This is a genomic window from Streptomyces sp. NPDC028711, from assembly GCF_055565415.1.
Window position 1 is genome coordinate 84926 of sequence record NZ_JBVHUJ010000010.1, and the last position, 14960, is coordinate 99885.

9 protein-coding genes are annotated in these 14960 nt (G+C 71.1%); 7 read left to right on the plus strand and 2 right to left on the minus strand.

Translation table 11 applies throughout. From position 1 onward, the window contains the following. Positions 1–214: 214 nt before the first annotated feature. Positions 215–1390 carry a trypsin-like serine peptidase gene (locus ACZ4VK_RS27600; RefSeq protein ID WP_468357467.1) on the minus strand — a complete coding sequence of 392 codons (1176 nt, stop codon included), beginning with the start codon at positions 1388–1390 and terminating at the stop codon, positions 215–217. A 320-nt stretch (positions 1391–1710) separates the two neighbouring features. Between ACZ4VK_RS27600 and ACZ4VK_RS27605 the strand changes: the two genes are divergently transcribed. From ACZ4VK_RS27605 to ACZ4VK_RS27625, 5 genes are all read left to right on the plus strand, one after another. Further along, entirely contained in the window at positions 1711–3234 is a 1524-nt protein-coding gene (locus ACZ4VK_RS27605; protein ID WP_468357470.1) for a diaminobutyrate--2-oxoglutarate transaminase family protein, read from the plus strand. Between the two features lie 278 nt (positions 3235–3512). After that, positions 3513–5345: an IucA/IucC family protein gene (locus tag ACZ4VK_RS27610; RefSeq protein WP_468358012.1), complete on the plus strand. Its 1833-nt coding sequence runs from the start codon at positions 3513–3515 to the stop codon at positions 5343–5345. 54 nt (positions 5346–5399) lie between these two features. After that, the gene (locus ACZ4VK_RS27615) at positions 5400–6083 is read left to right on the plus strand and encodes a GNAT family N-acetyltransferase (protein WP_468357473.1); all 684 of its coding nucleotides are present in this window, start codon (positions 5400–5402) and stop codon (positions 6081–6083) included. Positions 6084–6149: 66 nt separating this feature from the next. Further along, on the plus strand, positions 6150–7985 hold the full coding sequence (locus ACZ4VK_RS27620; RefSeq protein WP_468357476.1) for an IucA/IucC family protein: 1836 nt from the start codon (positions 6150–6152) through the stop codon (positions 7983–7985). A 50-nt stretch (positions 7986–8035) separates the two neighbouring features. After that, complete coding sequence (locus ACZ4VK_RS27625; RefSeq protein WP_468357479.1) at positions 8036–10009, plus strand: ATP-dependent DNA helicase; 1974 nt, start codon at positions 8036–8038, stop codon at positions 10007–10009. Positions 10010–10104: 95 nt separating this feature from the next. On the opposite strand, the gene lexA is transcribed toward ACZ4VK_RS27625, so the two are convergent. Beyond that, positions 10105–10893 (minus strand): transcriptional repressor LexA, encoded by a 789-nt coding sequence (gene lexA, locus ACZ4VK_RS27630; protein WP_384112108.1) that lies wholly within the window; start codon positions 10891–10893, stop codon positions 10105–10107. 439 nt (positions 10894–11332) lie between these two features. Between lexA and nrdR the strand changes: the two genes are divergently transcribed. Further along, on the plus strand, positions 11333–11842 hold the full coding sequence (gene nrdR, locus ACZ4VK_RS27635; RefSeq protein WP_468357482.1) for a transcriptional regulator NrdR: 510 nt from the start codon (positions 11333–11335) through the stop codon (positions 11840–11842). Between the two features lie 172 nt (positions 11843–12014). Beyond that, positions 12015–14909, plus strand: coding sequence for a vitamin B12-dependent ribonucleotide reductase (locus ACZ4VK_RS27640; protein WP_468357485.1), 2895 nt, complete (start codon positions 12015–12017; stop codon positions 14907–14909). Positions 14910–14960: the final 51 nt, after the last annotated feature.

The window sequence follows — 14960 nt, forward strand, 5'->3', positions numbered from 1 at the left end:
CCCTGAGATGATTCCGCGTCCGGACGCGGCCCCGTCCTACGGCGCGTTCTCGCCTTGACGTTGCCATGGACGCGTCACTTGCGGTGCACAGTATGCCGGTTGGACCGACACGGTTGAGACCCGGGTGAGGCACGGGTTCCCGGCCCGGGCATGGGTTCCGGCCCGGGCATGGGGGAGGCGGGGCCCCGTGGCCCCGCCTCCTGTCGTGCCGCGCCTACCGCCCGGCGTACTTCTTGCTGACCTCGTCGAAGATGGCCTTGGCCTCGGGGCCGAGGCGGGGACCGGCGAGCCAACCCGCCGACGACGGGCCGATCGAGGTGTTCGACACCAGCGCCGGCTTGCCGTCGCCGCCCTGGGCGACCCAGCCGCCACCGGACGAGCCACCGGTCATCGTGCAGCCGATGCGGTACATCGTCGGCTGGTCCGCCTTCAGGGACAGCCGGCCCGGCTTGTCCGCGCACTGGAACATCTTCTGGCCGTCGAACGGCGGCGCCGCCGGGTAACCGGTCGCCTCCATGCTCGCGATCTTCGGCACCGCCGGAGCGTTGAAGTCCACCGGGAGCGCCGAACCGACGGTCTCCTCAAGGGACTTGCCCGAGCCGCCCTTCTCCGGAGTCACCTGGATGACCGCGAAGTCGTAGGGAGCGCCCGCACCACCGGTGGACGCGCCCTGGGCGATCCACTGGTCGGAGGTCTTGACCCAGTCGGCCCACCACACGCCGTACGGGGCGATCTGCTCCCGCGTCGCCTTCTCGAGGTCGGCGGTCGACAGTGCGGCGTCGTTGTACGAGGGCACGAAGGCGATGTTGCGGTACCAGCCGCCCTGCTTGCCCTTGTGCACGCAGTGGCCGGCGGTCCACACCATGTTGGACTTGCCCGGGTGCGCCGGGTCCTTCACGACCGTGGCCGAGCAGACCATCGAGCCCTCGGGCCCGTCGAAGAAGACCTTCCCGGACTCCGGGGCGCTGTCGTGGTACTTCGCGGCCACGGCCTTCGCCCGCACCGGGTCAGGCGTGGGGTCGGTCACGCCCTCGTCGCCCGAGATGTCCTCCTCCTCGACCGGCTTGTCGGGGCGCTCGGCGTCCCGCATCCGGTCGGGGTCCCAGAGGTCCTCGATGATCGGGTTGACGAAGTCCTTGGCCTCACGCAGCCACTTGTCGCGGTCCCAGTTCTTCCACTCGCCGTCGCGCCACTTGTCGACGTCGATCCCGTGCTCCTTCAGGCGGTCCTTCAGGTCCTCCGGAATCTGGATCTTGTCGGCCGGGTTCAGGCTCGCGGGCGCGCTGGGCTTGTCTCCCGCGTTCTCCTCGCTCGGCCCGCAGGCCGTAACGGTGAGCGTCAGCGCCGCGACGGCGGAAGCCGCCGACAGCAGCGGACGAATCGATCGCATCTCGTGATCCCCCTGGGACTACGTCAACTTGTGCATGGACGGACAGCGGCCGTGCCCGCGCGGACAGCGACCGACGGCCCCCACTATGCCGGTGCCGGAGGGGACGGTACGCGGCCGGTCGCCGGTTCCGGCCATGGTTCGGTCGTTGCCGTGCCGTGATCCGGGACACGCCAAGTTCTTGCCTCCGGCCCGTGATCCCGGGCAGTTCACGTCGTTGGTACGGACGGGGGACACAACGGTGGCGTGCATGGCGGCCCTTGCGGCGGCTCCGCGACGCCCCGATGTGCAACGCAACTGTTACAGCGGGAGGACACCGAGCCGTGGCCGTCACCGAATCAGCTCCGGCCGTCCCACCGGCCGCGCGGACGCAGACCCGGACGCCCGACGGCCCCGTCGGCGCGGCCGGCACCGGGACGCACGACCCGACGGACCGGGGCACCCCACCCAGGGGAACGCCGGCCCAGGGCAGCGGTGGGTACGAGGGGATCCTGCGCCGACAGTCCCTGCGGGAGTCAGCCGCCCGCACCTACGCCCGCTCCCTGCCCATCGTCCCCGTGCGCGCCCGGGGGCTGACCATCGAGGGTGCCGACGGCCGCCGCTATCTCGACTGCCTGTCCGGCGCCGGGACGCTCGCCCTCGGCCACAACCACCCCGTCGTCCTGGAAGCCATCAAGAAGGTCCTCGACTCGGGCGCACCGCTCCACGTCCTCGACCTGGCCACCCCCGTGAAGGACGCTTTCACCTCCGAGCTGTTCGCCACCCTTCCGGGCGAACTCGCCGACAACGCCCGCGTCCAGTTCTGTGGCCCGGCCGGCACGGACGCCGTCGAGGCGGCCCTCAAACTCGTCCGCACCGCCACCGGCCGCAGCGGCCTCCTCGCCTTCACCGGCGCCTACCACGGCATGACGGCCGGCGCACTCGCCGCCTCGGGCGGAGCGACCGACGTCCGCGTCACCCGGCTGCCCTACCCGCAGCAGTACCGCTGCCCCTTCGGCGTCGGCGGCGCCCAGGGTGCCCGACTGGCCGCCCACTGGACCGAGACCCTTCTCGACGACCCCAAGAGCGGCGTCACCGCCCCCGCCGCGATGATCGTCGAGGCCGTCCAGGGCGAAGGCGGGGTCATCCCCGCGCCCGACGACTGGATGCGCCGGATGCGCCGGATCACCGCCGACCGCTCCATCCCCCTCGTCGTCGACGAGGTCCAGACCGGTGTCGGCCGCACCGGCGCCTTCTGGGCCGTCGAGCACAGCGGCGTCGTGCCCGACGTGATGGTCCTCTCCAAGGCCATCGGCGGCTCCCTCCCTCTCGCCGTCATCGTCTACAGGTCCGAGCTCGACGCCTGGGAACCCGGCGCCCACGCGGGCACCTTCCGAGGCAACCAGCTCGCCATGGCCGCCGGCACGGCCACCCTCGCGTACGTCCGGGAGAACAAGCTCGCGGAACGGGCAGGCGTCCTCGGCGACCGCATCCTCGGCCGGCTCCGTGGCCTCGCCGCCGCCCATCCCTGCGTCGGCGACGTCCGCGGCCGGGGCCTCATGATCGGCGTCGAACTCGTCGACCCCGAAGCGGCGGCACCCGACGACGCCGTCCCGCCCGCCGCCCCCGCCCTGGCCCTCGCCGTCCAGCAGGAGTGCCTCGCCCGCGGACTCATCGTCGAACTCGGCGGGCGTCACTCCGCGGTGGTCCGGCTCCTGCCCCCGCTCACCCTCACCGACGAGCAGGCCACCGCCGTCCTGGACCGCTTCGCCGACGCACTGGCCGCGGCGGAACGGGCCCACACCCCCCAGCCGTCCGCCGCCCCCCGGGCCACGGCCCCCCGGACCGCCCCCGGGCCGTCCCACTGACCCGGACCGCCCCCGGCCCCACCCCCCAAGGAAGCCCCGTGAACGCCACGCCCCCCTCCCCGGCGCCCGAGACCGCCCCCCGCGCCACCAAGGAACTCGCCCCCCAGGCCCTCCTCCCCGAGGTCCGCGACTTCCCGCTGACGCCCCCTCCTTCACTCGGCACCCAGCCCCCCGGCACCACCGAGACCATCGCCACCGACCGCGCCGCTCACGATCCCGGTACTCCCGCAGCCGGCTCCGCCGCATCCGGTACCTCCCCGAGCGACATCTCCCCCCTCATCACCTCCGGTTCCGCGGCCGCCCGCACCACCACGTCCGGCGGCGCCGACCCCACCGTCCCGCGCCAGCACGCCGGCCCGTACGCCCCTCGGCCGCACCGCCCGGCCGCCGTCGCCGACCCCCTGGACGACCCGGACCCGCAGCGCGCCGCCGACGCCGCCACCATCGAGAACCTCCTCCGCTGCTGGGTCCGGGAGAAGAACCTGCCCGCCCCCGATTCCAGCACCCTGCGCATCCCCCTCGACGCCAGCGGCACCGCCCTCCTCGTCCCCGTCCGCTACTGGTCGGCCACCGGCTGGCACCGCTTCGGCGCCCCCGCCCTCGAAGGGCTCCCGGCCACCGCGCCGACCGTCGACGCCGTCACCGTGGCCGCCCTGCTCAGCCGGGAGACCGGCCGCCCCGAGGGCACCGAACTCGTCGGCAGGGTCGCCGACTCCGCCCGCCGCACCGCCGACTTCCTCACCGAGCGCCGCCTCCGGCCCCAGCCGCACCCGGACGCCGACCTCTTCCTCGCCGCCGAACAGTCCCTGCTGCTCGGCCACCCCCTCCATCCCACTCCCAAGAGCCGCGAAGGCCTCTCCGAGGCCGAGGCCCGGCTCTACTCACCCGAACTGCACGGCTCCTTCCCCCTCCACTGGCTCGCCGTCGACTCCTCCCTCCTGGCCTCCGACTCCGCCTGGACCGAACAGGGCCGCCCTGTCACCGCGGAGCAACTCGTCTCCGGCCTCGCCGAGGGGCTCCCGCTCCCCATCGGCACCGCGCCCCTGCCCGTGCATCCCTGGCAGGCCCGCGAACTCCTCCACCGCCCCGACATCCACGCCCTCCTCGACGCCGGTCTCCTCCACGACCTCGGCCTCCACGGCAGCCCCTGGCACCCCACCTCCTCCGTCCGCACCGTGCACCGGCCCGGCGCCCGGGCCATGCTCAAGCTCTCCCTCGGCCTGCGCATCACCAACTCACGCCGAGAGAACCTCCGCAAGGAACTCCACCGCGGCGTCGAGGTCCACCGGCTGCTCCGCACCGGTCTCGTCGACGAGTGGCAGGCCGCCCACCCGGGCTTCGACATCGTCCGCGACCCCGCCTGGCTCGCCGTCGACACCATGGACGGAACTCCCGTCCCCGGCCTCGACGTCATGATCCGCCACAACCCCTTCGGGCCCGGCGACGACGCCGTCTGCATCGCCTCCCTCACCACCCCACGCCCCTGGCCCGGAGCCACCGTCATGCGCTCCCGCCTCGCCGACGTCATCGGCCGGCTCGCCGCCCGCACCGGCCGCCCCCTCACAGCCGTCTCCGCCGAGTGGTTCCTGCGCTACCTGGACCAGGTCGTCCGACCCGTCCTCTGGCTCGACGGACACGCCGGCATCGCCCTGGAAGCCCACCAACAGAACACCCTGGTGCTCCTCGACCCCGACGGCTGGCCGGTCGGCGGCCGCTACCGCGACAATCAGGGCTACTACTTCCGCGAGTCCCACCGGAGCGAGCTGGAGAGCCGCCTCCCCGGCATCGGCACCGAGAGCGACACCTTCGTCTCCGACCAGGTCACCGACGAGCGCTTCGCCTACTACCTCGGCATCAACAACGTCCTCGGTCTGATCGGCGCCTTCGGCGCCCAGCACCTCGCTGACGAACGCGTCCTCCTCGCCGCCTTCCGCAGCTTCCTCACCTCCGCCACCAGCCTCGGCTCACCCCTGCCGCACCGGCTCCTGGAGGCCGCGACCCTGCGGAGCAAGGCCAACCTCCTCACCCGCCTGCACGGCATGGACGAACTCGTCGGCCCCGTCGACACCCAGTCCGTCTACGTCACCGTCACCAACCCCCTTCGTCCCTGACCCGCAGACCGAGGACCCACGCCCCGACCGCACCGCCGAGAGGAGAGCGACACCGTGTCACCCACCCGCCCGCCGGCCGACCCGCCCGGCGACGACACCCTCGACCTGAGGCTCGACGACCTCGTCGCCCTCCTCGAAGGCGCTCACGACGCCGAAGTCCTCGACGGCGACCTGCTGGACTCCATCGCCTCCTGGGACCCGGCCCCCACCCGGGTCGGCACCTTCCGGCTCGTCCCCGTACGACTCGAAAGGGACCTGCCGCTCCTCGCCCGATGGATGAACGACCCCGCCGTCGCGGCCTTCTGGGAGCTGGCCGGACCCGAGACCGTGACCGCCGAGCACCTCCGCGCCCAACTCGAAGGCGACGGCCGCAGCGTCCCCTGCCTCGGCGTGCTTGACGCCACACCCATGAGCTACTTCGAGATCTACCGCGCCGACCTCGACCCGCTCGCCCGGCACTACCCGGTCCGCCCCCACGACACCGGTATCCATCTGCTGATCGGAGGCGTCACCGACCGTGGCCGCGGCGTCGGGGCCACACTTCTGCGCGCCGTCGCCGATCTCGTCCTCGACCACCGTCCCCGCTGCACGCGCGTGGTCGCCGAACCCGACATCCGTAACACCCCCTCCATCTCGGCCTTCCTCAGCGGCGGCTTCCGCTATGCGGCGGAAGTCGACCTCCCCGACAAACGAGCGGCGCTCATGATGCGTGACCGCGCCCTCCGTCACGTTCTGTGAACACCCTCCGTCTTCTATACACCGCTCGGCCCACAGCGGTTCCCACCCCGAGGAGTCCTCGTGTCGATGTCCCCTGCACCCCACGACTCCGCTCAGCCCGCACCGTCCACCCCGTCTCCCACGGCCGGGCCGACGCCCGCCCCCGAGCTGCTCGATCCCCCCGAGCTGAACGCGGCCGCCTGGACGCGGGCCTCGTCCCGCCTGCTCGCCAAGGCCCTCGCCGAGTTCGCGTACGAGGAGATCGTCGAACCCGTCCCCGCCGCCGGCGAACCCGACCGCCACGCCCTGCGGCTCGACGACGGGACCACCCTCACCTTCCGCGCCCGCCGCGGCGCCTACGGCAGCTGGTACGTGGCCCCCGGCTCGATCACCCACCAGGGGCGGCCCATGACCGACCCCCTCGACTTCCTCGTGCGCGCCCGGCACCTGCTCCGGCTCGACGGCGCCACCCTCGGCCATCTCATCCGCGAACTCTCCGCCACCCTCGCCGCCGACGCCCGCATCGACCACACGGCCCTGCCCGCGGCCCGGCTCGCCGACCTGTCCTACGCGGAACTCGAAGGCCACCAGACCGGCCACCCCTGGCTCGTCCTCAACAAGGGGCGCATCGGCTTCTCCGCCACCGACGCCGCCCGCTGGGCCCCCGAAGCCCGGCGCGCCACCACCCTGCCGTGGATCGCCGTGAGCAACCGCATCGCCGCCTACCGGGGCGTGACCGGCCTCGACACCCCCGACCGCCTCTACGCCGAGGAGCTCGACCCCGAGGTCCACGCCGCCTTCCGCGCCCGGCTCGCCGCCCGCGGTCACGAGCCCGACGGCTACCTCCTGCTGCCCGTCCACCCCTGGCAGTGGGACGAGATCCTGCTGCCCCTCTACGCCCCGGCCATCGCCGCGGGGACCGTCGTCCCGCTCGGCGCCGACGGCGACCTCCGGCTTCCGCAGCAGTCGGTCCGCACCTTCCTCAACACCAGCCGGCCCGACCGGCACACCGTCAAACTTCCGCTGTCCGTGCTCAACACTCTCGTCTGGCGTGGACTGCCCACCGAACGAACCCTCGCCGCACCCGCGGTCACCGCCTGGGTCCACGGCCTGCGCGACGCCGATCCGTTCCTGCGGGACGAGTGCGGGGTGGTCCTCCTCGGCGAGGTCGCCTCGGTCACCGTCGAGCACCCCCTGTACGACCGGCTGCCCGAAGTCCCGTACCAGTACAAGGAACTCCTCGGCGCCATCTGGCGCGAACCGCTCAGGCTCCCCCCGGGCGAGCGGGCCCGCACGCTCGCCTCCCTGCTCCACACGGACCCCGACGGACGGGCGTTCGTCGCGGAACTGGTCGAACGCTCCGGACTCGCCCCCGCCGTCTGGCTCCAGAACCTCTTCGCGTCCCTGCTGCCCCCGCTGCTGCACTTCCTCTACCGGTACGGCACGGTCTTCTCCCCGCACGGCGAGAACGCCATCGTCGTCTACGACGGCGACGACGTTCCCGTCCGCCTGGCGATCAAGGACTTCGTCGACGACGTGAACATCAGCGCCCAGCCGGTTCCCGAGCACGACACCCTGCCGGACGACGTCCGTGCCGTCCTCCTGACCGAGCAACCCGACTTCCTCGTCCAGTTCATCCATTCGGGGCTCTTCGTCGGCGTCTTCCGCTACCTCGCACCGCTCTGCGAGGAGCAACTCGGAGTGTCCGAGAAGGATTTCTGGGCCCTGGTCCGCGCCGAGATCCTCCGCCACCAGGCGCGCTTCCCCGAGCTGAAGGAACGGTTCGAGCTCTTCGACCTCCTCACCCCCCGGATCGACCGGCTCTGTCTCAACCGCAACCGTCTGCACCTGGACGGCTACCGGGACCGCCCCGAGCGCCCCCACGCGGCCGTCCACGGGACCGTCCCGAACCCGCTGGCGTGAGGTGCGCGCGTGACCCGGCTGTCGGTGGCGCACCTTAGGGTGGAAGGGCTATGACGAAGCCATCCCTCCCCGATCTCCTCCACGCCGCCGTCTCCGCCGTCGGCGGCACGGAGCGGCCCGGCCAGGTCACCATGGCCGAGGCCGTGGCCGAGGCCATCGACGACAACTCCCACCTCCTCGTCCAGGCCGGCACCGGCACGGGCAAGTCCCTCGGCTACCTGGTGCCGGCGCTGGCCCAGGGCGAGCGGGTGGTGGTGGCCACGGCCACCCTGGCGCTGCAGCGCCAGCTCGTCGAGCGTGATCTTCCGCGGACGGTCGAGGCGCTGCATCCGCAGCTGCGCCGCCGCCCGCAGTTCGCCATGCTCAAGGGCAGGTCGAACTACCTGTGTCTGCACCGGCTCCACGAGGGCGTTCCGCAGGACGAGGAGGACGGTCTCTTCGACCCCTTCGAGGCGGCCGCTCCCACCAGCAAGCTGGGCCAGGACCTCATGCGGCTCCGGGACTGGTCGGACGAGACGGAGACGGGCGACCGGGACGACCTGACGCCGGGTGTCTCCGACAAGGCCTGGGCCCAGGTCTCGGTCTCCTCACGCGAGTGCCTGGGCGCGAGCAAGTGCGCGTACGGGGCGGAGTGCTTCGCAGAGGCGGCGCGGGAGCGCGCCAAGCTCGCCGACGTGGTCGTCACCAATCACGCGCTGCTTGCCATTGACGCGATCGAGGGCGCCCCGGTGCTCCCGCAGCACGAGGTGCTGATCGTCGACGAGGCCCACGAGCTGGTCTCGCGGGTCACCGGGGTCGCCACGGGCGAGCTCACCCCCGGCCAGGTCAACCGCGCTGTGCGGCGGTCCGCGAAGCTCGTCGACGAGAAGGTCGCCGACCAGCTGCAGACCGCCGCCGAGGGTTTCGAGCGGGTCATGGAGCTGGCTCTGCCGGGGCGCCTGGAGGAGATCCCGGAGGATCTGGCGTACGCGCTGATGGCACTGCGGGACGCGGCCCGCGCCGTGATCACCGCCCTGGGCTCCACCCGGGACCGGTCCGTGGGGGACGAGGACGCCGTACGCAAGCAGGCCATGGCCTCGGTGGAGACCGTCCACGGTGTCGCGGAGCGGATCACTCAGGGCTCGGAGTACGACGTCGTCTGGTACGAGCGTCACGACCGTTTCGGGGCCTCGCTGCGGGTCGCGCCGCTGACCGTCTCGGGGCTGCTGCGGGAGAAGCTGTTCACGGAGCGGTCCGTGGTCCTGGCCTCGGCCACGCTCAAGCTGGGCGGCGACTTCAACGGCGTCGGCGCGTCCCTCGGGCTGGCTCCGGAGGGCACCACGGGGGACGACCTGCCCGTCTGGAAGGGCATCGACGTCGGTTCCCCGTTCGACTACCCCAAGCAGGGCATCCTCTACGTCGCCAAGCATCTCTCCAAGCCCGCCCGCGACGCGGACCGTGGCGACATGCTGGACGAGCTGACCGAGCTGATGCAGTCGGCCGGCGGGCGAACCCTCGGTCTGTTCTCGTCCATGCGTGCGGCGCAGCTGGCCGCGGAGGAGCTGCGGACCCGGATCCCGGAGCTGCCGATCCTGCTCCAGGGCGAGGACACGCTGGGCGAGCTGATCAAGAACTTCGCGGCCGATCCGAAGACCTGTCTCTTCGGGACGCTCTCGCTCTGGCAGGGCGTGGACGTCCCCGGGGCGAGCTGCCAGCTCGTCGTCATGGACAAGATCCCGTTCCCCCGCCCGGACGACCCGCTGATGAGCGCTCGCCAGAAGGCGGTGGAGGAGGCCGGCGGCAACGGCTTCATGGCGGTCGCGGCGACCCACGCGGCGCTGCTGATGGCTCAGGGAGCCGGCCGCCTGGTGCGGGCGACGGGCGACCGGGGTGTCGTGGCGGTTCTCGATCCCCGGCTTGCCACTGCCCGGTACGGCAGCTATCTGAAGGCCTCGCTGCCCGACTTCTGGTACACGACCGACCGCAATCAGGTACGGAAGTCGCTCGCGGCGATCGACGCCGCGTCGAAGGCGGCGGGTGTCTGAGGTCTGAGGAGAGGGCCCCGGGCCCGTCCGGACACGGCAGGGCCCCGGAACCGGCGCAGTGGATTCCGGGGCCCGGTCAGAGCCGGCGAGGTGGGTCACACCCGCCGCAGTACCGCCACGACCTTGCCGAGGATGGTGGCCTCGTCGCCGGGGATCGGCTGGTACGCCGCGTTGTGCGGGAGGAGCCAGACGTGGCCGTCCTCGCGCTTGAAGCGCTTGACCGTGGCCTCGCCGTCCAGCATGGCGGCGACGATGTCTCCGTTCTCCGCGACCGGCTGACGGCGGACCGTGACCCAGTCGCCGTCACAGATGGCGGCCTCGATCATGGAGTCGCCGACGACCTTGAGGACGAACAGCTCGCCGTCACCGACCAGCTGCCGGGGGAGGGGGAAGACGTCCTCGACGGACTCCTCGGCCAGGATCGGGCCACCGGCGGCGATCCGGCCGACCAGGGGCACGTACGAAGCGGCCGGCTTGCCGGTGGTGTCCGTCGGCTGTGTGCTCGGCTGGTCGGAGCCGCGCACCTCGTACGCCCGAGGCCGGTGCGGGTCGCGGCGGAGGAAGCCCTTGCGCTCGAGCGCCATGAGCTGGTGCGCCACGGAAGAGGTGCTGGAGAGGCCGACCGCCTGCCCGATCTCACGCATCGACGGCGGGTAGCCGCGCCGCTGGACCGAGTCGCGGATGACTTCGATGACCCTGCGCTGCCGGTCCGTGAGACCGGAGCTGTCGGCGCGGATGCCTGGAGGTCGTCCGGGAAGGGCGCGGGCAGGTCGCCCGGGGTCCTCGCCGTTCATGCTCACTTCATTCATGGCGTGCACCGGCTCGAGTCGGCCCTGGGAGCGGTCCTGGGCGGTGATGGTGGCACTGTCTGCGGTGGTGGTCACGTCGTCGGCCCCTCTCGAATGGTCTCCCTGGCTGGCACAACGGTAGTGGCTTTCGAAAGGTTGCGCCAAACACACGTTCGAGTGAAAATTCGCAGATTGCCTTACGCCTGTACGCATACGGGTGTATGAGCACTCTCACGCCGGCGTTCCGAATCAGTCGTTACGGTAGCCTTCCCGGCTGGGTCGCGGGCGCGCGGTGCACCCTCTCAGTGTCGCACCCGGAGGTGCGGAATCCAGGGAGCGCGGGCGTCGCGACACGCGGAGGGTCCCGAAGTGCTTCCAACCCAAGATCTAGTGGTTGGATGGCACCGGCCACCCAGGGGTAGTGGTCCCCGGTCTGCCGGGGGTGCCCACATCGCCTATGCTGGGGGTCGCTTCGCAGGGCCTTGACGGGTTGTGCGAGGCTCACCAGTCGTGCCGTGAGGGAGGGTCGGAACCAATGCACTGCCCCTTCTGCAGGCACCCCGACAGCCGTGTCGTCGACAGTCGCACCACCGATGACGGGACGTCGATCCGGCGCCGTCGCCAGTGCCCCGACTGCTCCCGTCGTTTCACGACGGTGGAGACGTGCTCGCTCATGGTGGTGAAGCGCTCCGGTGTCACCGAGCCCTTCAGTCGCACCAAGGTCATCTCCGGCGTACGCAAGGCATGCCAGGGGCGACCGGTCACCGAGGACGCCCTCGCCAAGCTCGGCCAGCGGGTCGAGGAGGCGGTGCGCGCCACCGGCAGCGCCGAGCTGACCACCCATGACGTGGGTCTGGCCATCCTCGGCCCGTTGCAGGAGCTCGACCTCGTCGCGTACCTGCGCTTCGCTTCCGTTTACAAGGCTTTCGGCAGCCTCGAAGACTTCGAGGCCGCCATCGTGGAACTCCGCGTGCGGCCTCCCGCTGAGAACCGCGGGACCGGTGTGACCCCCGAGGTCCCCGTTCCCGCCACCGCCGCCGACTGACCGGCGGTCCGGGCCGAGAGGGCTCGGCGGCCGGCCGCCGAGCGGCCTGGCAGACGTGCCCCGAGCGATCCCCCGTGACGTTCGTGGCAGCAGTACAGAACGACGTACAGAAGACGGTGCCCTGGGACTTTCTGGGCGCCAAAGTGTGTTTTGCCCGTATATGGGAGGCGGCATGACAGAGACGGCGAGCGGTCCGGCACGTGGTTCTCGTTCCAAGGGAACCAAGGCGGCGAGCAAGGGCCTGCGCATCGAGCGCATCCACACCACCCCCGGCGTGCATCCGTACGACGAGGTGGCCTGGGAGCGCCGTGACGTCGTCATGACCAACTGGCGCGACGGCTCGATCAACTTCGAGCAGCGTGGCGTCGAGTTCCCCGACTTCTGGTCGGTGAACGCGGTCAACATCGTCACCAGCAAGTACTTCCGCGGGGCCGTCGGCACCCCGCAGCGCGAGACCGGCCTCAAGCAGCTGATCGACCGCATCGTGAAGACGTACACGAAGGCCGGCGAGGAGCACGGCTACTTCTCCTCGCCCGCCGACGCCGAGATCTTCGAGCACGAGCTGGCCTACGCCCTCCTGCACCAGATCTTCAGCTTCAACTCGCCGGTCTGGTTCAACGTCGGCACGCCGCAGCCCCAGCAGGTCTCCGCCTGCTTCATCCTGTCCGTCGACGACTCCATGGAGTCCATCCTCGACTGGTACAAGGAAGAGGGCATGATCTTCAAGGGCGGCTCCGGCGCCGGCCTGAACCTCTCCCGCATCCGCTCCTCCAAGGAGCTCCTCTCCTCCGGCGGCAACGCCTCCGGCCCGGTCTCCTTCATGCGCGGCGCCGACGCCTCCGCAGGAACGATCAAGTCGGGCGGCGCGACCCGTCGCGCGGCCAAGATGGTCATCCTCGACGTCGACCACCCCGACATCGAGGACTTCATCGAGACCAAGGTCAAGGAGGAGGAGAAGATCCGCGCCCTCCGCGACGCGGGCTTCGACATGGACCTGGGCGGCGACGACATCACGTCCGTCCAGTACCAGAACGCCAACAACTCGGTGCGCGTGAACGACACGTTCATGAAGGCGGTCGAGGCCGGCGGCACGTTCGGCCTCACCTCCCGCATGACCGGCGAGGTCATCGAGGAGGTCGACGCCAAGTCGCTCTTCCGCAAGATGGCCGAGGCCGCGTGGGCCTGCGCCGACCCGGGCATCCAGTACGACGACACGATCAACCACTGGCACACCTGCCCCGAGTCCGGCCGGATCAACGGCTCGAACCCGTGCAGCGAGTACATGCACCTGGACAACACGTCCTGCAACCTCGCCTCGCTGAACCTCATGAAGTTCCTCAAGGACGACGGCAAGGGCAACCAGTCGTTCGAGGTCGAGCGCTTCGCCAAGGTCGTCGAGCTCGTCATCACCGCGATGGACATCTCCATCTGCTTCGCCGACTTCCCCACCCAGAAGATCGGCGAGAACACCCGCGCCTACCGCCAGCTCGGCATCGGCTACGCCAACCTCGGCGCCCTGCTGATGGCGACCGGCCACGCCTACGACTCCGACGGCGGCCGCGCCCTCGCCGGTGCCATCACCTCCCTGATGACCGGCACCTCGTACAAGCGCTCCGCCGAGCTCGCCGCCGTCGTCGGCGCGTACGACGGTTACGCCCGCAACGCCGAGCCGCACCAGCGCGTCATGCGCCAGCACGCCGACGAGAACACCAAGGCCGTCCGCGTGGACGACCTGGACTCGCCGATCTGGGCCGCCGCCACGGAGGCCTGGCAGGACGTGATCCACCTCGGCGCCAAGAACGGCTTCCGCAACGCCCAGGCCTCGGTCATCGCCCCGACCGGCACCATCGGTCTCGCGATGTCCTGCGACACCACCGGCCTCGAGCCCGACCTCGCCCTGGTCAAGTTCAAGAAGCTCGTCGGCGGCGGCTCGATGCAGATCGTCAACGGCACCGTCCCGCAGGCCCTGCGCCGCCTGGGCTACCAGGAGGAGCAGATCGAGGCGATCGTCGCCCACATCGCCGAGCACGGCAATGTGATCGACGCCCCCGGCCTGAAGACCGAGCACTACGAGGTCTTCGACTGCGCCATGGGCGAGCGCTCCATCTCCGCGATGGGCCACGTCCGCATGATGGCCGCCATCCAGCCGTGGATCTCGGGCGCCCTCTCCAAGACCGTGAACCTGCCGGAGACGGCCACGGTCGAGGACGTCGAGGAGGTCTACTTCGAGGCCTGGAAGATGGGCGTCAAGGCGCTCGCGATCTACCGCGACAACTGCAAGGTCGGCCAGCCGCTCTCCGCCAAGAAGAAGGAGGCGGAGAAGGCCGAGGTCACCGCGAAGTCCGAGGCGACGATCCGCGAGGCCGTCGAGAAGGTCGTCGAGTACCGCCCGGTCCGCAAGCGCCTCCCCAAGGGCCGTCCGGGGATCACCACCTCCTTCACCGTCGGTGGGGCCGAGGGCTACATGACCGCCAACTCCTACCCGGACGACGGTCTCGGCGAGGTCTTCCTCAAGATGTCCAAGCAGGGCTCGACGCTCGCCGGCATGATGGACGCCTTCTCCATCGCCGTCTCCGTGGGTCTGCAGTACGGCGTCCCGCTCGAGACGTACGTCTCGAAGTTCACCAACATGCGCTTCGAGCCGGCCGGCATGACGGACGACCCGGACGTGCGGATGGCGCAGTCGATCGTCGACTACATCTTCCGCCGCCTGGCGCTGGACTTCCTGCCCTTCGAGACCCGCTCCGCCCTCGGCATCCACTCGGCCGAGGAGCGCCAGCGTCACCTGGACACCGGCTCGTACGAGCAGTCCGAGGAGGACGAGGTCGACGTCGAGGGCCTGGCCCAGTCCGCCCCCCGCACCCCCGAGCTGAAGGCCGTCGCGCCTCCGGCCCCGAAGGTGGAGGTCCCGGCCCCGAAGCAGGCCCACACCTCGGCGGAGCTCGTCGAGATGCAGCTCGGCATCAGCGCCGACGCCCCGCTCTGCTTCTCCTGCGGTACGAAGATGCAGCGCGCCGGCTCCTGCTACATCTGCGAGGGCTGCGGCTCGACCAGCGGCTGCAGCTGACACCGGGCGGAGCCACGCCTGACGTGATGTCGGGCATGGCTCCGCGCAGGT

Bases quoted from the DNA above. Each gene is read 5' to 3' on its own strand.
- ACZ4VK_RS27620 (WP_468357476.1), top strand. From the start codon at position 6,150: ATGTCCCCTGCACCCCACGACTCCGCTCAGCCCGCACCGTCCACCCCG.
- ACZ4VK_RS27600 (WP_468357467.1), bottom strand. From the start codon at position 1,390: ATGCGATCGATTCGTCCGCTGCTGTCGGCGGCTTCCGCCGTCGCGGCG.
- ACZ4VK_RS27640 (WP_468357485.1), top strand. From the start codon at position 12,015: ATGACAGAGACGGCGAGCGGTCCGGCACGTGGTTCTCGTTCCAAGGGA.
- nrdR (WP_468357482.1), top strand. From the start codon at position 11,333: ATGCACTGCCCCTTCTGCAGGCACCCCGACAGCCGTGTCGTCGACAGT.
- ACZ4VK_RS27625 (WP_468357479.1), top strand. From the start codon at position 8,036: ATGACGAAGCCATCCCTCCCCGATCTCCTCCACGCCGCCGTCTCCGCC.